Genomic DNA, 21,321 nt, shown 5'->3' with positions numbered 1-21,321 from the left:
TCTCAGACTGGACGGAGTTGGCGAGTATCAATAAACGTCAGCGTACGGTCACCTTACCGACCATTCCCGACTGATAATGTCCTGGAATATTGCAGGCGAACTCCAGTTCGGTGGCGGCGGAGAAGGTCCAGATCAACTCTTCGCGTGCTCCAGGTTCGACAAGAACACTGTTGGGGTCATCGTGTTCCATACCGACCATCTTCATGCCGCCCATGGCATGGCCCATATTGCTCATGTCATGTGCACCTGTAGGGGACAGCGTGCCGTTCTGAAACATCGCGGCCATCTCTTTCTGGTGCGCGGCATGAGATGCCGCTTTGCCAAGATTGAATTCGTGTAGCAGTGCACCGTCATTTTTCAGGACGAAGCGAACTGTCTCGCCTGCTTTGATCTCCATTGCTTTGGGTTCGAAGAAGATGTCCCCCATCCGGACTTCGATGGTGCGATCTACTGCCTGACCGTCTCCCGGTTGCCCAATACTGTCTTTCTTGTGGCCCGGGCTGGCCAGCGCATTGGCAGCACTGAGCAGCAAGCCAAGGGTGGTGATTATGAAAGCGGGTCTGAGTTTCATGGTGTGCCTCTGAGGTGTTGAGGAGGGATGAGTCCCGATGCTAATGAGGTGCAGCTGGCGGTACGCTGACGTGAAAACTACATCTGAGTAAGGTTCGTCAGATCGGTGCTACCCAGCCCGCTGCCAACGGGTAGCACCGATGCCGGACTAACGCAGAGCAAACTCACCGACCATCCCCGCCTGGTAATGCCCAGGCAATGTACAGGCGAAGCTCAAACTGCCCGCCTTAGGGAAGGTCCACACGAACTCTTTGGTTGTGCCGGGCTCGACGAGAACCGCGTTCGGGTCGTCATGCTTGGCTTTGATGACTTCCGGATAGCCTGGAGGGTTGGAGTCTCCCGTGCCATAACGCTCATGCCAGACAATGCGCTCGGCCATGCCGGTCGGGGTCAGTGTGCCGTCCTTGAACAAGGACGCCATCTTGCGCTGGTGCTCCAGCTGGGACGCTGCCTGCCCGATGTTGAACTCGTGCATCAACGCGCCCTCGTTCTTCAGAACGAAGCGCACGGTTTCACCTGGCTTCACATCGATCGTTTTCTGGCTGTAGTTGATGTCGTCCATCTTTACCAAGATGGTACGAGTCGCTGGCGTCGCCTGGGCCTGCTGCCCAATGCCATTGCTACTGTCGCTGGTCTCGGCAAATGCCGGAAAAGTGGTGCTGATGAACAGTGTGCTGATCAGCAGCTTAAGAGGGATGCGTTTCATGGTGAGACCTCGCTAGGTAGGCTGGAAATCTCATGCTATTCCCCGCTTCCTGCCAGGCCGCTGACCCCAAAACTACAATTGCGTCAGCTGGAAAAAAGCACGGCGCCATTGAGGCGCCGCTAGGCCAAAGGAGCAATCACGGAAGGCCTGGAAGATGGGGGAAACTCTTACTTATGGCACTCTTTGTCGGCCATCATCAGCTTGTGCTCGCGAATCATTTGACCCAGCACGTCGTCTACTAACTTGTCGTGTTTTTCCATCCAGGCCAAATGATCTTCGGCAGACATGCCTGGAGCAGGATGTTCATTGTGCAGCTGACTCATGAGGTCTTCGAGCATGTTCATGTGCTCCTTCATATGCACATGCCGCTCGCCGACTGGGGCCTTCTCTGCCTGGATCAGCACGGCTTCCGCTTTGTCGCGCATCTGCTGCATGCGCTCAAAGGTACGATCACCCCCCCCTTCGGCCCAGACCATAGAAGAAAGCAGCAGCGAACCAACCAGAAGTAAAGGTTTCAGCGATTTCATGGGGCAGTCTCCATCAGTGCTAACTATGGCCGGCACCTCTGCTTTTGGTCTGTCGAGGGCCGAGAGCACAACCTAGTGCTCATGCTTGCACCCTAGACAAGCCACCCTGTCAGTGAGCTGAAGTCAGAATTACATTTTCGTAAGCTTCTGGTTGGGGCCGCGGTTTGCCTGCAAACTCAGGCCACCCGACTTTTGGAGTCTGCACACATGAAACTACTGGTAGCTGAAGACGAACCCAAAACCGGTACGTACCTCCAGCAAGGTCTCACCGAGGCTGGGTTCAATGTCGACCGGGTTATGACCGGTACAGATGCCCTTCAGCATGCACTTAGCGAAGCCTATGACCTGCTAATTCTGGATGTAATGATGCCTGGGCTGGACGGTTGGGAAGTGCTGCGCATGTTGCGCGCAGCAGGAAAAGACGTCCCCGTACTGTTCTTGACGGCACGCGATGGTGTGGAAGACCGCGTTAAAGGGTTGGAGCTGGGTGCGGACGACTACCTGATCAAGCCATTTGCTTTCTCAGAGCTTCTGGCCAGGGTCAGAACGCTGTTGCGCAGAGGTAATGGTTCGCCGACGCAGACCACCATGAAAATTGCCGATCTGGAAGTCGATCTGATGAAGCGGCGTGCGATCCGTGGCGGGAAAAGAATTGACCTGACCGCGAAGGAGTTTTCACTGCTGGAACTGCTACTGCGCCGGCGCGGCGAGGTGCTCCCGAAGTCGCTGATTGCCTCTCAGGTTTGGGACATGAATTTCGACAGCGACACCAATGTCATTGAGGTTGCGGTACGCCGGCTACGCGCAAAAATCGATGACGATTTCGATCTCAAGCTGATTCATACCGCCCGCGGCATGGGATACATGATGGATGCGCCGGAGTGAATATGAAGCACCTTTCGCTGACAGCACGCATGAGCCTGATGTTCATGTCCGCGGTAATTGCAGTCCTGACGGTAGCAGGGCTGAGTTTCAATATGCTCAGCCAGCACCACTTCAAGATGCTGGATCGGCAGGCCCTGGTGGAGAAACTCGAATCCGCCAAACATATCCTCAACAATGCTCGCGGTGAAGCGAGCCTTTCGGAAGAATTACCGCAGTTGCGAGCCTTGCTGGGAGCCCATCAGGATCTGGCGGCCACTATCCTGGCCAGTGACGGTTCTGTACTGTTCTCCGACCCCAGAGCAGTCGAAGTACCAGAGCGTTTCAGACGTGAAAATGAGCAGAGCATGTGGGAGTGGCAGAACGGCCAACACATGTACCGCGGCATGACGGCGCAAATCTCGGTAGCCGATCAGGCTGAGCCGCTCACAGCTTTGCTGATTCTTGACGTCACCAATCACACACACTTTTTCGACACGCTGCAACGATGGTTCTGGATTGGATTGGTCATCAGTTCCCTGTTCAGTGCCGCGCTCGGCTGGGTGGTTGCTCGCAGCGGCCTTAGGCCTCTGCGGCAAGTCACTCATGTGGCCTCCGGGATGTCCGCTCGCTCGTTACAGGAACGAATCCCTCTCGAACCAGTGCCGCGGGAACTTCAGCAACTGGTTCTATCCTTCAATGCGATGTTGGCTCGGCTAGAGGATGCCTTCGTTAGGCTCTCCAATTTTTCGGCCGACATTGCCCACGAGCTACGCACGCCCGTTAGCAACCTGATGACCCACACCGAGGTCGTGCTGAGCAAGAAACGCGATATCAATGCCTATGAAGAGAATCTCTACTCCAACCTGGAGGACTTGAAGCGCATGTCTCGGATGATTGATGACATGCTTTTCTTGGCCAAGGCTGATAATGGCCTGATCATCCCCGAGCAGGCCAGGATCGAACTGGCTGACGTAGTCTTCAAGCTGTTTGACTACTACCACCTTCTGGCCGAAGAACATGGCATTGAACTATCGCTCACAGGCACAGGCCAAGTGCTGGGAGATCGGCTGATGCTTGATCGTGCACTTTCCAACTTGCTGTCCAATGCACTGCGCTACACGCCGGTGGGACATACAATTTCGGTTTTGATCCGCGAGACAGCGGACTCCACAACCTTCAGCATCGAGAACCCAGGGGACACAATTAGCTCAGAGCATTTAGAGAAGCTCTTCGACCGCTTTTACCGGGTCGACCCCGCTCGGCGGGAGGGAAGCCCGAGCAACGCCGGGCTCGGACTTGCCATCACCCGATCCATCATTGAGGCTCACAAAGGCCGCATCTGGTGCACCTCAGCCGCCGGCCTCACGGGCTTTCACATCGAATTGCCCCATTCCAGATGATGCCGATCTGGCGGTAAGTAGGCTACAGCTAAACCGCTAGCCCAACTTGACAGGGTGGGTGCAACTCGACTGAGCGCAGATTGCATTCGCCATCCAGATAGGTAACGAGCGGTGAGCTGACACCAGATCACCCCATTCGCTCTCGGGTAGTAGTTTATGAAGTTTGAAAACGGCATACCCCACGCTTGCCTCGCCAATCCAATCCAATGCTCGAATGGCTTCCCCCGCTCCAGTAGCGCCTAGAGCCATCAACCATCGAGGCGCATACCGAATCGACACGGTGGTCTTGCCTACCTGAAGCTCCCTAGAGCGTCCGTCGGTTAGAAAGACATAGCGAACTGGAACCTGTGTGCTCAGCCCTAATTTATTCGCGGCACGAGCCCCGTGGTCGACCAGCACTTCACCCAGCGCATTAGCCAGCGAGTGGACAACCTTCTCCGGTGCCGGCGGGCGCACGCCGAACCGAGTTTCGACTGCGGCAACATAAATGCCCCGAGCAACGCGAAACAGCTTTCCACCTTCGACCAGGCGAGAGAGTCCTCGCTGCACAGCATGGCGAGAACCATGATGCAGGAATCTGCTAGGTGTCAGAACCTCACCTTCTGGAAGCTGTTGAATGATGTCCAGGATTTTCTCGGGAAGAGCCTTCATTGTCCTGTCAAACCTCGTGAGTGGCCCTGCCAAGAACCACCAGGGGTGGCGACCATCTCATGCGGGACACATCATCGAACAATAGACCTGGTGCTTGGCTCCGTCCTGTGAGTACAGGCAATCTCTGTGCGAGTAGGTCTGGCCTGATGCCGTTTGGAAGTCGTAGCCCAAGACTCGTTCGTCCCGGTCATAGACCCTTATCAGCTCGGTCAGCTTCTCCATCGTCCAGTCATTGGATCCATTCAGCCTCGCAGGCAGTACAACCTGGACTGCCTCGACCAGCGTTCCCTCAGCGCGTCTTTGTAGCATGAACACTTGACCATTTCACTCAACGCGGGCGAATGGGAAGAGAAAAAACTAACGCCTTACCAGGTGGTCGTCCTTTGGAGCGAGTGGTCAGCAGCTGCCCGCGGGCGACTGAAAAATGAGCTGGAAATAGCCCGGCAAGAGAACATAAAAGCCAAAAAAGACAAGCAGGCATCCCGCAGTTACCTCTTCTTTGTGGGTGCCCAGGATGCCAAGAACCCTGCAATTTTCCATGTGCTGGATCATCGACTCATTTGCACCGCACATGACGAGCTGGTGTTCCCAGTGCGCAGCTAGGTGCAGATCGGGGCCGCGGAAGGCGGTCTTATGGCAGTCCCTCGGGCCAGTTTGAGATGTGTTGTAGCGCACTCAGTTGCCCAGGGAACACTCCTGTGCTCTCGACATAGCGCAATGCGGATTGCCCATCGCTCCAGCCTACGTACTGCATCAGCGCTTTGATATCCCAGCCGCTGCGGGTGGCCCAGGTGGCAAACCCGCGGCGCAGCGAGTGGCTACTGTACAGCTCCGAAGGCAGCCCTGCTGCCTGCAGTACGGCGCGCATGAGTGGGACAACGCTATTTGGGTGCAAGCCCTGCTCACCTAAGTGCCCCCAGCGATCAATTCCACGGAATACCGGCCCGCGTGCGATACCCGCAAGACTGATCCAGTCGACGTAGGCTTGTACTGGGCACAGCCTGGCCAGCGCCGGCGCGTTGAAGGTCTGGCCTTGGTTGTCCCGATCACCTTTGCTCCAGGGCAGGAACAGTTGCATGCCCTCCCCGGTCCGCACCTGGATGTGCTCGACCTGTAGGCGACATAGCTCATCACTGCGAAAGGCCCGCCAGAAGCCGATCAGTATCAGAGCGCGATCGCGGCAACAGCGCAGTAGCCGTGGCAAGTCGTCTTCGGGGTTTGGGGAGCAATGGAACCAAAAACCAACGTAAGCCCTACCAGCGCCGTTGCGTGCCTTCTTCCCAGGCGTCCATCTCGACAAAACAATTGCGCATGTCGGCTTCCTGGCTGATCTCGGTCAGCAGATCGTGCATGGTCTTGTCCAACTCGTTGTCACTCCGATAGGGAATGGTCAGCTCGTAGTGGCCAGTCTCCAGCCGCTTCATGCCGTAGGGCTCCAGGCAGTAGCGCTCGATGTTCTCCGTGGCCCGCTTCCGGCCGCGCACGAACTTGCTGTTATTCACCACCGCCAGGCGCAGGGTGACGGTGGCCACCCGCTCGGCGGCGGGCGGCTCTGCCGGCGACGGGGCCGCGAGCTGCTGATCGCGTGACCGGGCGCTCTTCTGGTATGTGCCGATCTCGACGCCCCGATGGCGCAGATAGCTGTACAGCGTGCTCTTGGAGATATGCAGCTTCTCGCCGATGGCGCTGACGCTCAGCCTACCCTCGCGGTACAGGGTTTCGGCCGCCATGGCGGTGGCCTCGGCCTTGGCTGGCAGACCCTTAGGACGTCCACCGATCCGGCCACGCGCCCGTGCGGCCGAGAGCCCCGCCTGGGTGCGTTCACGGATCAGCTCGCGTTCGAACTCCGCGAGCGAGGCGAACAGGTTGAATACCAGTCGGCCTTGGGCGTGAGTAGTGTCGATGGGGTCGTTCAGGCTCTGCAAGCCGACCTTGCGCTCAGCCAGCGCGCCGACCAGCTCGACCAGGTGCTTGAGGGAGCGCCCGAGGCGATCCAGCTTCCAGATCACCACGGCATCACCCGCTCGCACGTTGGCCAACAGTTTGTCCAGTTCCGGCCGGGCGCTTTTCGCGCCGCTGGCGATGTCTTGGTAGATGCGTTCGCACCCGGCCTGTTTCAGGGCATCGACCTGGAGGTCGGCTTTCTGATCCCGAGTGCTCACCCGTGCATAACCGATCTTCATCAAAAGTCCCGTTTACTCGGCTACGTTAGTAATAGTTGAACTTTGATTAAGCGTACCAGTTATTTGAACCGTAGCGCGGAAATGTTAACGACCCGATCAATGCCTTGTTAAAGTTTTGCAAAACGAAGGTTTTTTCGAACCATTGCATCGCCCTTTGTGATTGGCGTATAAACACATAAACACCTATTAGCGGAGAACGCCGTGAATACCATTCGCTGGAACGTCGCCGTCTCGGCCGACACCGACCAGTCGCTTCGGATGTTTCTGGCCAGCCAGGGCGGCGGCCGAAAAGGCGACCTGTCGCGCTTCATTGAAGAGGCGGTACGGGCACACATCCTCGAACTGACGGCCGAACAGGCCAAGGCCGCTAACGCTCAGTTGAGCGAGGCAGAATTGACCGACGCGGTTGACGAAGCGCTCGCCTGGGCTCGTAAGCGCTGATGCGGGTCGTGTTGGATACCAACATCCTGTTCAGCGCACTGATCTCGCCGCATGGTGCGCCTGATGCGATCTACCGCGCCTGGCGCGCCGCGCGCTTCGAGGTGGTGACCTCGCGGATGCAGCTTGATGAAATTCGCCGAGCAAGCCGCTACCCCAAGCTCCAAGCCATCCTGCAACCCGCCAAAGTGGGAGCCATGATCAATAACCTGCAACGGGCGGTGGTCCTGGAGCGCCTGACCATCGAGATTGAAGCCGATGATCCGGATGACTCGTTTCTGCTGGCTATGGCCCTGGCGGGCGATGCGGACTACCTGGTAACCGGTGATCGCCGTGCAGGCCTGTTGCAACGCGGGCACATCGAACGCACGCGGATTGTCACCCCCGCCGTGTTCTGCGCCGAGGTGCTGTGATCGATGCCGGTCGGTTTTCTGACCCAGGAGCAACGCGACGGTTTTGGTCGCTATGTCGATGCACCCAGTCGTGAAGAGCTGGAGCGCTACTTCCACCTGAGCGATGAAGACCGTGAAGCCATCCAGGCGCTGCGGGGTAACCATAACCGTCTGGGATATGCCGTTCTGCTGACCACCGTCCGTTTCGTTGGCGTTCTGCCGGACAAGCCCTCTGGCGTACCGATGGAAGTCCTGCAGGTGCTTTGCCGGCAACTGGCAATCGCCGATTCTGACTGCCTTCAGCGCTACAGCGACCATCGCCGCTGGATACATGCGGCCGATATCCAAGAACGTTATGGCTATCGCCATTTTACTGACCCTGGCGTCGGCTTCCGTTTGAGCCGCTGGTTGTATGCGCTCTGCTGGACAGGCACCGACCGGCCGGGCGTGCTGTTTGAGCGAGCCACCTCGTGGCTGTTCACACAGAAGGTCCTCCTGCCTGGTGTTTCTCAACTGGAGCGCTTTATCGCCCAGTTGCGCAGTAGGGTCGAAGAACGCCTCTGGCTCACGCTAGGCCGCAGCGTGAGCGAGGCACAGCGGCAACAGCTGCACGACTTGTTGCTGGTAGCCGAAGGCAATCGCTATTCCCGCCTGGATCAGCTGCGCTCCGGCCCGGTGATGGTCAGTGGCCCCGCACTGATTCGGGCGCTGCGCCGGCTTGATGACGTGCGCGGCATCGGCATCACCTTGCCAGCGGCGGCGCACATTCCGCCCAGCCGCATCGCGGCCCTGGCGCGCTTCGCCAACACCGCCAAGGTCACCGCGATCAACCGGCTGCCGGCGTCGCGGCGGATGGCGACGCTGGTGGCCTTCGCGCTCTGTCTGGAGGCGACGGCACACGACGACGCCCTGGAGGTTCTGGAGGCCTTGCTGCGCGACCTGTTCAGCAACGCGGAGAAGGCCGACAAGAAAGCCCGCATGCGCAGCCTGAAAGACCTGGATCGGTCGGCCGCGACGCTCGCCGCCGCCTGCAAGGTCGTGCTGGACATCTCGATCAGCGATGACAACGTGCGCGCCCGGCTGTTCAACGACCTGCCGAGGACCACCCTGGAGAAGGCCCTGGAAGAGGTCAACGCGCTGATCCGTCCGGTCGATGACGTCTATTTCCTGGCATTGGAAGCACGCTACCGCAGTGTGCGCCGCTTCCTGCCTGACCTGCTCAAGCACATCCGCTTCGGCTTCAGCCCGGCCGGCAAGAGCGTGGCCGCCAGCCTGGATTGGTTGCAACTGAACCTGTCGCGCCGGAAACCGGAGGATGACGCGCCGCAGGAGATCGTGGCCAAGGCTTGGCTGAAGCACATCACCCGCGAAGATGGCTCCCTCGACATGGGGGCCTATGTGTTCTGCACGCTCGATGCGCTGCGTACGGCGTTACGCCGCCGCGATGTCTTCGTCTCGCCCAGTTGGCGCTATGCAGACCCGCGCCTTGGCCTGCTCGACGGTGCCGAATGGCTGGCGGCGCGACCGATCATCTGCCGCTCTCTGGGCCTGACCATTGACGCCGGCACCACCTTGGATGCCCTGAGCGCCGAGCTAGATGCTACCTGGCAGGCAGTGGCCGCACGCCTGCCCGACAACCCGGCGATTCAACTGAGCGAGAGCGCCGAGGGCAAAACCGAGCTGTCGCTCGGTGCGCTGGACAAACTGGAGGAGCCCAGCTCGTTGCTGCAACTGCGTGCGGCCGTGGCCGACTTGATGCCGCGTGTCGATCTGCCGGAAATACTCTTGGAGATCGCCGCTCGTACCGGCTTCGCCGAGGCCTTCACCCATGTCTCCGAGCGCAACGCACGGGCCGACAACCTGGTCACCAGTCTGTGCGCGGTGCTGTTGGGCGGGGCCTGCAACACCGGCCTGGAGCCGCTGATCCGCACCGACAATCCAGCCCTGCGCCGCGACCGGCTGTCCTGGGTCAGCCAGAACTACATCCGCGACGACACGTTATCAGCGGCCAACGCCATTCTGGTGGGGGCGCAAAGCCAGCTGGAGCTGGCGCAGGTTTGGGGTGGCGGTGAGGTCGCTTCCGCCGATGGCATGCGCTTCGTCGTACCGGTGCGCACCGTCCACGCCGGCCCCAACCCGAAGTATTTCGGTACCGGCCGGGGCGTGACCTGGTACAACCTGATTTCCGACCAGTTCTCCGGCCTCAACGCCATCACCGTGCCCGGCACCTTGCGCGACAGCCTGGTGCTGCTGGCAGTGGTATTGGAACAACAGACCGAGTTGCAGCCGACGCAGATCATGACCGATACCGGGGCATACAGTGACGTGGTGTTCGGGCTGTTCCGCCTGCTTGGCTACCACTTCAGTCCGCGGCTGGCCGATGTCGGCGGTACCCGCTTCTGGCGCACGCGCCCAGACGCGGACTACGGCAAGCTCAACGGGCTCGCCCGCCAGTCGGTCAAACTCGACCTGATCGCCGAGCACTGGGACGACCTGCTGCGCCTGGCCGGCTCGCTCAAGCTCGGCCGGGTACCGGCCACGGGCATCATGCGTACCCTGCAAACGGGGGATCGTCCCACCCGGCTGGCCCAGGCGCTGGCCGAATTCGGGCGGATCGAGAAGACCCTGCACACCCTGACCTACATCGACGACGAGTCCAAGTGCCGCGCCACCCTGACCCAGTTAAACAGAGGCGAAGGCCGGCACAGCCTGGCCCGCGCCGTGTTCCACGGCAAACGCGGCGAGCTTCGCCAGCGCTACCGCGAAGGCCAGGAAGACCAGCTCGGTGCTCTGGGCCTGGTGGTGAACATCATCGTGCTGTGGAACACCCTCTACATGACGGCGGCCGTGGAACGGCTCAAGCAGCATGGCTACCCGGTGCAGGAAGAGGATGTGGCCCGGCTCTCACCGCTGATCTACGAGCACATCAACATGCTCGGGCGGTATTCGTTCGCGGTGCCGGATGAGGTCGCCCGTGGCGAGCTGCGCCCGTTGCGCAATCCAGAGGATGACCTTTAGGCGGATAGCGAGGGCACTTCTTTAATCGGACGAACCAGAGCTGTTGTCGGCAGGCTCGGTGTCGAATGCGGCCCTGGTCTCAGCACGAGCCTGGAAACGTTCATAGCACTCCAGCCCGCAGAAATGCAGGACGTACTCGCTACCTTCCACAGTCAGGGCGGCGTCGAGTGGGATCTCCTGGCAGCATTCGCAGCAAGAGGTGCAACTGGTGGACGGGTCGTTAACGCTCATGACGGTACTCCTTCAGGACGTGGCGATGCAGGGGGCATGCGGTTCGAGCGCAGGGCGCGGAATGTGGCAAGTGTTTCCCTGTATCCCACGTCGATCAGCGCGTCGGTTTGATCGAAGTCGAGCAAGCCGACCGATTGTGAAAAATGCGGGCGTACAAGCTGTACACGGATGCCCCGCGACCTGTGCTGTTGCAAGCCGCACAGATACTTGGTGTCCAGGGCGATCATGAAGCTGCGCAGCAGTATCGTCAGCGGTGAAGCCAGCGGGGTCGAATCCCGTGGGCAACAGGTGCATGAGATCATCAGCAGCTCTCGCATGCCGCAATCCGATGCCTTATCGAACGGCACGTTATCGGCTACACCGCCATCCACATGCTGATTCCCCGCGATCCAGACCGGCGGAAAAACACCGGGCAGACTCATGCTGGCAATCACCGGTTCGATCAGGTCACCGTGCCGCTCGTGATAGCAAGGCTGACCGGTCTGCAGATTGGTGGTCGTGATGACCAGCGGATGCTTGAGTTCCTCGAAGCACCGGATGGGCAGCACCTCATGGAGAAGGCGCCGTAGCGGAGCGAATGTATAGAAACCGCCTGTTTCGCCCCGCAATCCCCGCCAGTTCCAAGCGACGACATCAGGTCTTCGCAGGCCCCGCCATAGCTGCGCCAGCTCAGCCGGCGGCATGCCGGCGGCGATCAGGGTGCCGTTCAAGGCCCCCACCGAACTTCCTACCACCAGATCGAAAGACAATCCCAGTTCGGTGATCGCTTGATAGAAGCCAACCTGCATCGCGCCTCGTGCGCCGCCCCCGCACAAGACCAGTGCGGTGCGTGCCGAAGGAGCCTCGACGTTCATGAGCCGGCTGGATGTGCAGCGCGCCAGGCCAACGCGACAGAAACGCTGAACACGGCGACCAGCGCCACTGCGACGACGCCCACATTGGCGCCGGCGGTCGTGCCAGCCAACACAATGACCAGCACCGGCAGATGACAAGGGCAGGTGAGCGCGGCCAGCACGCCCCAGGCATAAGCCCGCCAGCGGTGCGCTGGGGGCGAACTGGCTGGGCTACGCATGGCGGCTCTCCGCTTCAGCGTGGGGAAGCCCGGCCGCCAGCTGCCGATCCAGCACCACCAGGGTTTCGCGTCGCGCCGCGATCAACGAACGCAGATGCGCCCGACACTCATCGATGTCGCCGCCCCCACCGTCTAGCGCCTGACACCAGCGCGCCAACTCTCTCAGATCGATGCCCGCCTCAAAGGCGGTACGCACGAAACGCAGCCGCGCCAGCGACTGCGCATCGAAAATGCCGTAACCGCTGTCGGTGCGCCGCACGGGGTTCAGCAGCCCGCGCAGCAGGTAATCACGCACCACGTGCACGCTGACGCCGGCCTGTTCGGCTAACTTGGAAATCGTGTAACTGCTCATGCTCGTGCTCCTTCAGGCGGCCGCCCCCTCGATGGATCGAGGAGTGGCTGCCTGGATAAACAGCGGCACTCTCCTTGTTCCTGATAGGCGTTCAGCACACGCCTCAACGCGGAGCGGGCCCGGTGCAGCAGCACGCGCACGTTGCCGTTGGAGGTCGCCATGCCCTCGGCGATATGGTCGAGTTCCAGGCCCTCCATCTCGCGCAGCCGATAGGCCCGCCGTTGCGCGCCCGGCAGCGCGGCGATGGCGCGCCCCAGACACTGGGCCGACTCGGCGCAGGTCAACAGCGCTTCCGGCCCCTCCTGATGCCAGGGGCCCGAAGTTGTCGGCCAGGGATCGGCCGCGTCGAAGCGCAGGCTCTTGCCGTCGTCTGCGTCCGGGAACACCGCCGCCCAGGGCACGTAGCGCCGCTCCCGACGCAGCCGAGCCAGTGCCTGGTTACGCACGATCGCCCAGAGCCAGGTCTTGAGGTTGGCCCTTCCTTCGAACCTGGGCAGCGCCCGATAGGCCGCGAGCCAGGCCTCTTGCACGGCGTCGTCGGCCCAGGCTTCGCCGACGATACAGACGGCCAGCGCCCGCAGCGCACGATGATGCTCACGCACCAGGACCGTGAATGCCTCCCGGTCGCCGCTGCGCAAGCGCTCCAACAACAGAGGCGCCGCGCTGGCCCCTTCGGTCTGCGTCCCGTCACTGCATGCGGTGGTGATGCGAGTGTCAACTCTCCACCTCCTCGGCTGTTGTGATCTCACTGATGCAATAGCCTTGGCTCTCGTCTCCTGGCACGGTGCGGTTTTCCCTTAACCCGCGCAGCAGGACAGTTGCTTCACATCCTTGGTGAAGGTTTGCGCCGCCAACTTCAATCCCTCCACCATGGTCAGGTAGGGGAACAACTGGTCGGCCAGTTCCTGCACCGTCATCCTCGCCCGGATGGCGATGGCTGCGGTCTGGATGATCTCGCCCGCTTCCGGGGTCACCGCCTGCACGCCCAGCAGTCGGCCGGAGCCCGCTTCGGCGACCAGCTTGATGAAGCCGCGGGTGTCGAAGTTGGCCAGCGCGCGTGGCACGTTATCCAGGGTCAAGGTACGGCTGTCGGTTTCTAGGCCGGCGTGATGCGCTTCCGCCTCGCTGTAGCCGACGGTGGCCACCTGCGGGTCGGTGAACACCACGGCCGGCAAGGCGTCGAGATTGAGCGTTGCCTCGCCGCCGGTCATGTTGATCGCCGCGCGGGTGCCGGCGGCCGCGGCGACATAGACGAATTGCGGCTGGTCGGTGCAATCGCCGGCCGCATAGATATCGGGGGCGCTGCTGCGCATGCCGGAGTCGATCCGGATGCCGCCGCGTTCGTCCAGCTGCACGCCGGCTGCTTCTAGGTTCATGCCCTGGGTGTTGGGCGTGCGGCCGGTGGCGACGAGCAGTTGGTCGGCGCGCACTTCGCCGTGGTTGGTGGTCAGCACGAACTCGCCGTTGGCGTAGGACACCTGGCTGGCTTGCGTCTGCTCCAGCACTTCGATGCCCTCCATCCGGAAGGCCGCCGTCAGCGCTTCGCCGATGGCCGGGTCTTCACGGAAGAACAGCGTGTGGCGCGCCAGAATCGTCACCTTGCTACCCAAGCGGGCGAAGGCCTGCGCCAGTTCCAGCGCTACCACCGAGGATCCGATCACCGTCAAGCGTTTGGGAATGCTGTCGCTCACCAGCGCCTCGGTAGAGGTCCAGTAGGGCGTGCCCTGGAGGCCGGGAATCGGCGGAATGGCCGGACTCGCGCCGGTGGCAACCAGGCAGCGGTCGAAGGCAAGGATGCGCTCGCCGCCGCCTGCCAGTTCCACGCTGAGCGTGCGGCCATCGCTGAAACGGGCGCTGCCGCGCAGCACGCTGATGGCCGGCGTGCCCTCCAGGATGTTTTCGTACTTGGCATGACGCAGTTCGTCCACGCGACCTTGTTGTTGCGCGAGCAGCCGTTCGCGCAGGACGGCCGGCGTGGTGGCCGACAGCCCGGCGTCGAACGGACTCTCGCGCCTCAGATGGGCTACATGCGCGGCGCGAATCATGATCTTGGAGGGCACGCACCCCACGTTGACGCAGGTGCCGCCGATGATGCCACGCTCGATCAGGGTGACGCGGGCACCGCCTTCCACTGCCTTGAGGGCGGCCGCCATGGCGGCGCCGCCGCTGCCGATGACGGCAATGTGCAGCGATTGCTCATCGCCGGTCTGCGTAGTTTCCCGACCCGACCAGCCCGACGCCTGGTCGAATGGACCGGCAGAGCCGTCGGCGCCCCGCGCGCGATAGCCGAGTGCGGTGACCACCGCGATAAGCGGCTCCAAGCTCACATGGCCGTCGGTTGCGATCGCTGCCAATCCCTGCGGATAGGAAACGCTCGCCGAACGCACGCCCGCCACCTGCTCCAATGCCTGTTTGACGTGCTCCGTGCACGATCCGCAGGTCATGCCCTCCACCTGGAGTTCGATCATGGTTTTTCTCCCGTATTTGAATCGGTTGTGCAGCAGGCCTCGGCTTTACGCTTCTTGTGCAGGGCATACAGGGTCAGCGCAATGAAGGCGCCGAGCGCCGGAAACAGTACGTAGTCCAGGTAGCCTACCCAGGCGGATAGGCCGATTACTCCAAACAGAACCACCAGCACCGGCGTGAAACAACACAATGCCGCCACTACCGAGCCGCTCACGCCAATCTTCAATAGCGTTTTGGGGTTGCTCATGGTCACTCCTTGAGCGAAGCCGGGTAGCCCGCGTTTTCGCTGGCTTGGGTGAGAGCTTCGACACTGGTCTTGGCATCGTCGAAGGTGACGATGGCTTCGCGGTTCTCGAAACTCACCTCGGCCTTGGTCACGCCGTCGACCTTGGTCAGCGCCTTCTTCACCGTGAACGGGCAGGCGGCGCAGGTCATGCCGGGCACCGCCAGGGTGACGGTCTGGATAGCCGCCCAGACAGGGGTAGAGACGAGAGTGGCGAGGGCGAAGGATGCGAGCAGTTTTTTCATGGCGAACTCCTGATCAGTAGAACAACGGAAGGATGTAGGGGAAGCCGAGTGCGACCAGCACCAAGGCCGCCACCAGCCAGAACAGCAGCTTGTAGGTGGTACGTACCTGCGGAATCGCGCAGACCTCGCCTGGTCTGCAGGCAGTTGCCGGGCGGAAAATACGTCGCCAGGCGAAGAACAACGCCACCAGTGCGGCGCCAATGAAGAGCGGCCGGTAAGGTTCCAGTACGGTCAGGTTGCCGATCCACGCCCCGCTGAATCCCAGGGCGATTAGAACCAGTGGTCCAAGGCAGCAGGTCGAGGCGAGAATCGCCGCCAGCCCCCCGGCAACAAGAGGGGCGCGCCCGTTTGATGGTTCAGACATGCAGTTCTCCTTTTGCGCATTTGATCGATGGTTTAAGGTTAATCCCGTAGTCAAGTACGGGATCAAGCGCTATGGAGAACACTGTGGAAAGTCTGACCATTGGCGCCTTTGCCAAGGCCGCCGGAGTCACCGTGGAAACCATCCGGTTCTATCAACGCAAGGGGCTGTTGCCAGAACCGGACAAGCCCTACGGCAGTATTCGCCGTTACGGCGAGGCGGATGTGGCGCGGGTGAAATTCGTGAAATCCGCGCAACGGTTGGGCTTTAGCCTCGATGAAGTGGCTGGACTGTTGAGGCTGGATGACGGTACTCACTGTGACGAAGCGCGCGTGCTCGCCGAGCAGAAGCTTGAGGATGTGCGCGGAAAACTCGCGGATTTACAGCGCATCGAGTCAGTCTTGGCGCGACTGGTCCATGACTGTTGTACGAGCCAAGGGACTGTTACCTGCCCGCTGATCGTTTCGCTGCATGAGGACAAAAGAGCGGCGCTCACAGAGCGCCGCTGACTGGCCAAAGGAGCACTTGCAAAGGCCACAAGTTGATACTGCTAGTGGCACTCGTGTGCCCCTACGGCAGACTCACCTGGCATCCGGCCGCGCCGCTCGCGCATCAGCAGCTCGTGTTCTACCGTGCCGGCGGACAGGCGGGCTGTTCTTCGACCCGGCCAGCCGCTGTGGCGCCCATCTGCTCAATCTTCTTGAGGGTATCCGCCATCAAGGCCGCTTCAGCCTTGTCACGCATAGCCGTGGCTCGATCAAGCGCTCGATCACTCCCGCCCTCGGCCCATACGGTGGATGACAGCAGAGTCGCCCCCATTATCAGCAGCAGTCTTAGGTATTTCATAACGGCATCTCCTCTCGGTTTTGACCCACGATGCCACTCTATTCCCGTAGTTAAGTACGGATTCAAGGAGGGGATGGCGCTGCGAAATCCCTACGTTATCGTGCGGAGGAGCTGACAGAGCTTAAGTGCACTTTCTGTTCCGTTGCTCCCCAAACGGCAGATTCAGGGCTTACGTTGGTTTTTGGTTCCATTGCTCCCCAAACCCCGGCTCAGAGCCTTGATACCGACACCCCAGTACCTTTGCCAACTCCAGATCGGCCTACTTAATTCGCAGCAGGCCGAACTGATCCTCAGCGGTATCTGGCTGAAGCCATTACGCTAAGCGCGCCTTCGCTTGAGCAGGATTTCCAATCTGTTCGTTTAAGTGCGGCAAGTTACAGAGCGAATGCCCTAATTTTTGCCTTATCTCGGCACGCCCTCTTGTCGAAATAAACTCATTAATAACAATGAGTTACAGGACAAATGAGTGAATTTCCCCCTTGCCTCGGCATAACCTCAATCAGGCGTTCAGAGCCGTTTCTATAATTGACTATAAAAGCCTATAAAGCCCACCCTGAGCAGCTCAGCGACGCTAGAAAAATATTTAAATACAATCAGTTGCAGCGCGTATGTCCTAATTTTCCTTTATCTCGGCATGACCCCAGTACATGGTGCTGGTTGAGGAAATCTTGGAACACTCCTCACGTCGTTCTAGAGATTCAACCCGGAGAATGAACCTAAGCAGAGCCTTATGAGCACAGCCCCAAAGCATAAAGTTTGAAGCCTCTTTCACCAATGATGAACGCATCGCCCTGCGCGCCAAAAATTTATTTATTATAAACAACTCATGAGAAAGCGTCATAAGTGAACAAATATCTTCACTGGGCCACATTTGCCGAGCCAAGTGAAAAGCGTCAGCGCACGACACACATACTTTGCGGCACGGCTATAGCTGAGCATCAACATGAAAAGCTCTACTGTATTCTAAGCTTAAAAAAATAAGTGCGAAGCGCACGATTAAGAACATCGCACGGGAGCTCCCCGCGCCCAAACAGAAGCGACTCAAGCAACTTGAAGTCCAATTTACTTGTACACCCAAATCGCATAGAGCTCACTAAATCCAAATTATAGCTCCTCCAAGCCTCAAACCTCTCATCCTTGGCTGCGACAAATGCTAGATCTCGGTCACCTACAATTCCCATTAAGTATCCAGCAAGCAAAAGACTCGCAAACCTCGCCTTCATACTCGCAAATTCTGCACCGTACTTGATGCCTGCAAGATAATTAGGCATCGCAAGGCGGATCAAAGGCCCAGGCTCGCCAAATAATTCATACGCCATGCCCTGATTGCCGTTATACACAGGCGCAAGCAGCATGACACTATATAAGTTGTCGAATAAATCAAGGGTGACTTTTCCTTGCTTCAACTTCCATCTTGCCACTCTGTTCACAACACTGACGCGGAAGCGCTGAAAGTTTTGGCACTGCCAGGCTGGATCAATCAATCTGTCCTGCAGACATTGAATAAAGGCGTCCCATCCACGACTCAGTTGAGGTTGGACCTGTAGCCTGTGCAGATCCGCTCCGTGGGTCGAACAAACGATCGAATCTCTATAGCACCAATGCTTACGCCAGCCTGGGGCTTGGCCCCTAGCAATGTCTGCACGCAAGCACTGGGCACAGAACCACCAGCGTCGAGCCCAATCCACAACACGCCCGCGGGTGTTGAAAAATAATGCAGCGGCATAATTAACATCAATTGCTAAATTTTCCATAGCCACTTTCAAAAAATCTGTATTTGGATCAAAGTCCCAGTCACTGCACTCGACCAGCGGGCCGCCCCAGGAAACTGGTGGCGGAATCATAAATGACTGACCAGCCAAATACTGATTATTGTATCGTGACCTAAGCGTAGATCTATACAGCCAAGAAGATATCGTTTCGTCATGCAGTATATGGGGCATACCTGCAATAGTACTCATCAATAACCCCAAGGGCTGGCAGATGCTTTTGCAAGATGATCTAGGCTAATCGCTTCGGTTCCATCTCTAAGCGCGTAGCATCCTGCAGACCTGATCAAGTTCATCACGTTATCCATTCGCCCTGAAGTGGCAGCCAAAATGGCAAAAACTTTGTCTTGGTCGTACAGTCGTGATGGCCTTTTAAGAGGAAGCAATTCCTCGACTCCCAGCAAAAACGTTCTGAAGCTTTCATCTTCTTTCCAGTCCTCTAATTTGATTACCGAGAAACGACGCTGCGTTTCGGTTATGGCGGATATAAAGCTGTTTGCTTTAGGCGTACCAAACGCGAATAGACTAATTCCATATGACTCCCCAAGAAAAGCCTTCAGCATTGAGCTATTGATTCTCTGCTCCACCTTGCCGCATAATAGCATGTCGTGAATCTCATCAATCACTAAGCCCCATATATTCCTAAGCTTTAAGATCTCTGACAGCTCTCTAGTAACTAAGTCGGCTACAGAAGACTTGCGGTGGATTGGCGGACAGGGAAGCTCCAATTTATGGTAAATCTCAGTCCTGAACTCTTTTCTTTTCATTAAGTCTGGATCAGAAGCCATGCTTATCGTTAGAAGTCCTTCGCTCCGAGTTACTCGATTTGGAATCTCTTTGACTATTGCACTCTTTCCAGCTCCCCCTAGGCCCGTCACCAAAAGCGCGGGCGCTGTTATTCGCTTAGGAACATTCGCCATATTGTTCATAACCTTGAATACGGTTTCACTTGGTGCTATATCTACCCAAATATCACCGAGCATCAATTTAATTCTTTTTTCAATATCCTGGTCGAGCAACGCCTGTCGGTCAGGACGCAAATGATCATAACCCATCTTACACACCCCCCTTGAAAGGCTTTGGTGGCAAAGAATAATCGGGAGCCACTTTCTTTTCTTTTTTGACAACCTCCGCAGACGAGAACTCTTTCTGATACTCAACTTTCGCAGCCAATTGTTTTTTGGCAGCGCGCGTCTTCTTTATGCTTGCACTTTCTATCCTGCCTGCTTCACTGTGTGCTTCTGCTGCTTGAGCATCACCAAAAGATCCTGGTTCCAGTGACTGACTAGAGAGAACTTTCGCTCTATGCTCTTCCAGAGTAATATCAGGCAACGTCATGTCGGCAAAAGGAATCGGAATGAATTGCCCATCTAACTGGACCCAGATTTGCTTAAGTGAAAATGGGTCGTATTTTATCAGAACCTTTTTCTCTTCAATAAAGGGGTCGAGCACAGGATCCCAATAAAAACGAGTCTTAAATTCAATGCCACCCGGCCGGATGTTTCTATATTCTTGAGGCATGAAGTTCAAACGAAACTGGTGCGCGTCTGTTATTTGCGGAGGAAAAGGCACTACACCATGCGGACCATAGTAATCCTGCCATGCTTGCAAAGGAGTCTTTTTAATTTCGCTGTGCACGGTCGAATGATATTCCATTACCTCTAACGCAAACCACCTAGCAAACTCCGTGAACGTTTGGGTGGGCTTCCTATCTCTAGCCAGCCTTTTCCTAACAACTGTATTTGACATTGTGCTGCCGCTCAACAAATGAACCTTATTCATCATCGTACCTATCAGCCTTTCGACATGACCACCAAAGTGCTTCTTCCCCAGCGGACGGTGATCGTAGCCGATATGCGCACGATCTAAAGAAGAGAGATACTTATGACTCCTGTACTCTTTCGCATTATCCATATAGACCATGAACGGGGGGCCATACATCGGATACTTGAAGCCTGATAAATTCAATCTACGTAAAAAGTCTTCCTTCGGCATCACTGCATGAGTCAAGGCACAAGCAACCGACAAAGTGCTAGGTGGATGAAGGCTGAGATAGTATCCTAGTATCACCCTCGTATAGACATCAATAAACAGGGTCAGCCAAGGGCGACCAATAGTGTCACTACGGTCGTCCGTGAGAACCTCGTAATCAACGAGCGTGTGGTCAGTCTGCACCCACTCTAAGGGTTTGGTAGCCTTGTACTTTCCTGGTCGAGAGTCATGCATCTGTGCAGCCACCTCCCGCCCATATTTCAAACGGGTGACTTCTTCGCGAGTAAAACTATTTTTCATACGATTTCGAATCGTTTTGCGTGCAGGGCATTTTAGGTTAAGTGACATGCAAGCTTTTTGCACAGCACGCCACACCTCTGCAAATGTAACTCCTGCACGTTTACGAAATGTCTCGAGCACTGCCTCTATTTCTTTTTCGAGAGCAGGATCTAAATGTCGTGAGTTCCTCTGATTACCTCTCCGCCGAACCAACTGAGTGCAATACCCCATACTTTCATCATGCTTGGCACGCAACTTATAAACATGCGACCGAGTAACACCTATCTCCTCTGCTGCTTGGGCCACAGAAATTTCCTTACGGTGCAATCTCGACAATACCTCGTGGCGCCTCAATGCCAGCTGAATTTCCTGGTCATTTGATTCAGATTCCAATCTAGTCAAGTAAAGAAGTTCGGAGTCGCCAGTAGATCTCTTGGGCACCGTGATGAACTCTATCTCATTCAGTCCAACAGTGATCTTTTGTCGAGTAGAAAGCAGAAGTACCTCAACTGAATCTGCATCAACCGGCCCCACAATTAATGCAGCTTTTCCGCGAGCTACAACATGCATCCCTTCTTCAATCTCGATCTGCATGACCTCAGATTTTCCGTGCGAAAAAATCTCCATATAGCAAAGAAAAAAGGACCGCAAAACTACCCTTGGCAAACCAGCCAAA

At 57.9% G+C, this 21,321-nt stretch carries 26 protein-coding genes; 7 read left to right on the top strand and 19 right to left on the bottom strand.

Translation table 11 applies throughout. The annotated features are described in order from the left end of the window. Window positions 1-37: 37 nt before the first annotated feature. From AC07XM_RS21025 to AC07XM_RS21015, 3 genes are all read right to left on the bottom strand, one after another. Window positions 38-571 carry a cupredoxin domain-containing protein gene (locus AC07XM_RS21025; protein ID WP_003246762.1) on the bottom strand — a complete coding sequence of 178 codons (534 nt, stop codon included), beginning with the start codon at window positions 569-571 and terminating at the stop codon, window positions 38-40. Between the two features lie 147 nt (window positions 572-718). Next, complete coding sequence (locus AC07XM_RS21020; RefSeq protein WP_024616818.1) at window positions 719-1,276, bottom strand: cupredoxin domain-containing protein; 558 nt, start codon at window positions 1,274-1,276, stop codon at window positions 719-721. Between the two features lie 167 nt (window positions 1,277-1,443). Further along, on the bottom strand, window positions 1,444-1,803 hold the full coding sequence (locus AC07XM_RS21015) for a co-regulatory protein PtrA N-terminal domain-containing protein (RefSeq protein ID WP_024616817.1): 360 nt from the start codon (window positions 1,801-1,803) through the stop codon (window positions 1,444-1,446). A 207-nt stretch (window positions 1,804-2,010) separates the two neighbouring features. On the opposite strand from AC07XM_RS21015, the gene AC07XM_RS21010 reads away from it, so the two are divergent. Then, window positions 2,011-2,688, top strand: coding sequence for a heavy metal response regulator transcription factor (locus AC07XM_RS21010; RefSeq protein WP_004374688.1), 678 nt, complete (start codon window positions 2,011-2,013; stop codon window positions 2,686-2,688). Between the two features lie 2 nt (window positions 2,689-2,690). Further along, window positions 2,691-4,067, top strand: coding sequence for a heavy metal sensor histidine kinase (locus AC07XM_RS21005; RefSeq protein WP_172455942.1), 1,377 nt, complete (start codon window positions 2,691-2,693; stop codon window positions 4,065-4,067). Window positions 4,068-4,103: 36 nt separating this feature from the next. Here the strand turns inward: AC07XM_RS21005 and AC07XM_RS21000 are convergent, their stop codons facing one another. Continuing rightward, a complete protein-coding gene (locus AC07XM_RS21000) occupies window positions 4,104-4,718 on the bottom strand; it encodes a DUF6088 family protein (protein ID WP_004374692.1) in 615 nt (204 codons plus the stop codon). A gap of 315 nt (window positions 4,719-5,033) precedes the next feature. Here AC07XM_RS21000 and AC07XM_RS20995 point away from each other — a divergent pair, with 315 nt between their 5' ends. Beyond that, window positions 5,034-5,321 carry a hypothetical protein gene (locus AC07XM_RS20995; RefSeq protein ID WP_016487034.1) on the top strand — a complete coding sequence of 96 codons (288 nt, stop codon included), beginning with the start codon at window positions 5,034-5,036 and terminating at the stop codon, window positions 5,319-5,321. A 28-nt stretch (window positions 5,322-5,349) separates the two neighbouring features. On the opposite strand, the gene AC07XM_RS20990 is transcribed toward AC07XM_RS20995, so the two are convergent. Together AC07XM_RS20990 and AC07XM_RS20985 are read right to left on the bottom strand one after the other, a co-directional pair. Next, on the bottom strand, window positions 5,350-5,922 hold the full coding sequence (locus AC07XM_RS20990; RefSeq protein WP_196996301.1) for a site-specific integrase: 573 nt from the start codon (window positions 5,920-5,922) through the stop codon (window positions 5,350-5,352). A 49-nt stretch (window positions 5,923-5,971) separates the two neighbouring features. Beyond that, on the bottom strand, window positions 5,972-6,901 hold the full coding sequence (locus AC07XM_RS20985) for a recombinase family protein (RefSeq protein ID WP_058147677.1): 930 nt from the start codon (window positions 6,899-6,901) through the stop codon (window positions 5,972-5,974). Between the two features lie 201 nt (window positions 6,902-7,102). On the opposite strand from AC07XM_RS20985, the gene AC07XM_RS20980 reads away from it, so the two are divergent. The 3 genes from AC07XM_RS20980 to AC07XM_RS20970 are packed head-to-tail and all read left to right on the top strand — an operon-like array spanning window position 7,103 to window position 10,749. Continuing rightward, window positions 7,103-7,342 (top strand): ribbon-helix-helix domain-containing protein, encoded by a 240-nt coding sequence (locus AC07XM_RS20980; RefSeq protein WP_034056877.1) that lies wholly within the window; start codon window positions 7,103-7,105, stop codon window positions 7,340-7,342. Further along, on the top strand, window positions 7,342-7,752 hold the full coding sequence (locus AC07XM_RS20975; RefSeq protein WP_102689664.1) for a putative toxin-antitoxin system toxin component, PIN family: 411 nt from the start codon (window positions 7,342-7,344) through the stop codon (window positions 7,750-7,752). Before AC07XM_RS20980 ends, AC07XM_RS20975 begins: the two co-directional genes overlap by 1 nt. 3 nt (window positions 7,753-7,755) lie before the next feature. Continuing rightward, window positions 7,756-10,749, top strand: a complete 2,994-nt coding sequence (locus tag AC07XM_RS20970) for a Tn3 family transposase (RefSeq protein WP_102689665.1) — start codon at window positions 7,756-7,758, stop codon at window positions 10,747-10,749. A 21-nt stretch (window positions 10,750-10,770) separates the two neighbouring features. On the opposite strand, the gene AC07XM_RS20965 is transcribed toward AC07XM_RS20970, so the two are convergent. The 9 genes from AC07XM_RS20965 to merT all read right to left on the bottom strand — a co-directional run bounded on the left by AC07XM_RS20965 (window position 10,771) and on the right by merT (window position 15,762). After that, window positions 10,771-10,980, bottom strand: a complete 210-nt coding sequence (locus AC07XM_RS20965) for a DUF3330 domain-containing protein (protein ID WP_102689666.1) — start codon at window positions 10,978-10,980, stop codon at window positions 10,771-10,773. Further along, window positions 10,977-11,834, bottom strand: a complete 858-nt coding sequence (locus tag AC07XM_RS20960) for a patatin-like phospholipase family protein (RefSeq protein WP_102689667.1) — start codon at window positions 11,832-11,834, stop codon at window positions 10,977-10,979. The genes AC07XM_RS20965 and AC07XM_RS20960 overlap by 4 nt, the downstream gene beginning before the upstream one ends. Continuing rightward, the gene (gene merE, locus AC07XM_RS20955; protein WP_102689668.1) at window positions 11,831-12,052 is read right to left on the bottom strand and encodes a broad-spectrum mercury transporter MerE; all 222 of its coding nucleotides are present in this window, start codon (window positions 12,050-12,052) and stop codon (window positions 11,831-11,833) included. Before merE ends, AC07XM_RS20960 begins: the two co-directional genes overlap by 4 nt. Then, a complete protein-coding gene (merD, locus tag AC07XM_RS20950; RefSeq protein ID WP_102689669.1) occupies window positions 12,045-12,404 on the bottom strand; it encodes a mercuric resistance transcriptional repressor MerD in 360 nt (119 codons plus the stop codon). Before merD ends, merE begins: the two co-directional genes overlap by 8 nt. Next, window positions 12,401-13,054: an RNA polymerase sigma factor gene (locus AC07XM_RS20945; protein WP_158248165.1), complete on the bottom strand. Its 654-nt coding sequence runs from the start codon at window positions 13,052-13,054 to the stop codon at window positions 12,401-12,403. Before AC07XM_RS20945 ends, merD begins: the two co-directional genes overlap by 4 nt. A gap of 147 nt (window positions 13,055-13,201) precedes the next feature. After that, window positions 13,202-14,872, bottom strand: coding sequence for a mercury(II) reductase (merA, locus tag AC07XM_RS20940; protein ID WP_058147679.1), 1,671 nt, complete (start codon window positions 14,870-14,872; stop codon window positions 13,202-13,204). Further along, window positions 14,869-15,117: a mercury resistance system transport protein MerF gene (gene merF / locus AC07XM_RS20935; protein WP_058147680.1), complete on the bottom strand. Its 249-nt coding sequence runs from the start codon at window positions 15,115-15,117 to the stop codon at window positions 14,869-14,871. Before merF ends, merA begins: the two co-directional genes overlap by 4 nt. Before the next feature lie 2 nt (window positions 15,118-15,119). After that, window positions 15,120-15,398, bottom strand: a complete 279-nt coding sequence (merP, locus tag AC07XM_RS20930; RefSeq protein WP_058147681.1) for a mercury resistance system periplasmic binding protein MerP — start codon at window positions 15,396-15,398, stop codon at window positions 15,120-15,122. Window positions 15,399-15,411: 13 nt separating this feature from the next. Further along, window positions 15,412-15,762, bottom strand: coding sequence for a mercuric ion transporter MerT (merT, locus tag AC07XM_RS20925; RefSeq protein ID WP_058147682.1), 351 nt, complete (start codon window positions 15,760-15,762; stop codon window positions 15,412-15,414). 71 nt (window positions 15,763-15,833) lie between these two features. Here merT and merR point away from each other — a divergent pair, with 71 nt between their 5' ends. Continuing rightward, window positions 15,834-16,268 (top strand): mercury resistance transcriptional regulator MerR, encoded by a 435-nt coding sequence (merR, locus tag AC07XM_RS20920; RefSeq protein WP_058147683.1) that lies wholly within the window; start codon window positions 15,834-15,836, stop codon window positions 16,266-16,268. 118 nt (window positions 16,269-16,386) lie between these two features. Here merR and AC07XM_RS20915 read toward each other — a convergent pair whose 3' ends face one another. The 4 genes from AC07XM_RS20915 to AC07XM_RS20900 all read right to left on the bottom strand — a co-directional run bounded on the left by AC07XM_RS20915 (window position 16,387) and on the right by AC07XM_RS20900 (window position 21,239). After that, the gene (locus AC07XM_RS20915; RefSeq protein WP_058147684.1) at window positions 16,387-16,605 is read right to left on the bottom strand and encodes a co-regulatory protein PtrA N-terminal domain-containing protein; all 219 of its coding nucleotides are present in this window, start codon (window positions 16,603-16,605) and stop codon (window positions 16,387-16,389) included. Window positions 16,606-17,558: 953 nt separating this feature from the next. Beyond that, window positions 17,559-18,566 (bottom strand): TniQ family protein, encoded by a 1,008-nt coding sequence (locus AC07XM_RS20910; protein ID WP_132579080.1) that lies wholly within the window; start codon window positions 18,564-18,566, stop codon window positions 17,559-17,561. Beyond that, window positions 18,566-19,429 (bottom strand): TniB family NTP-binding protein, encoded by an 864-nt coding sequence (locus tag AC07XM_RS20905; RefSeq protein ID WP_102689672.1) that lies wholly within the window; start codon window positions 19,427-19,429, stop codon window positions 18,566-18,568. The genes AC07XM_RS20910 and AC07XM_RS20905 overlap by 1 nt, the downstream gene beginning before the upstream one ends. Before the next feature lies 1 nt (window position 19,430). Continuing rightward, window positions 19,431-21,239, bottom strand: a complete 1,809-nt coding sequence (locus AC07XM_RS20900; RefSeq protein WP_158248166.1) for a TnsB C-terminal domain-containing protein — start codon at window positions 21,237-21,239, stop codon at window positions 19,431-19,433. Window positions 21,240-21,321: the final 82 nt, after the last annotated feature.

The sequence above is a fragment of the Pseudomonas sp. GW460-LB5 genome (genome assembly GCF_059423245.1).
This window is presented reverse-complemented; position numbering and strand designations above follow the sequence as displayed.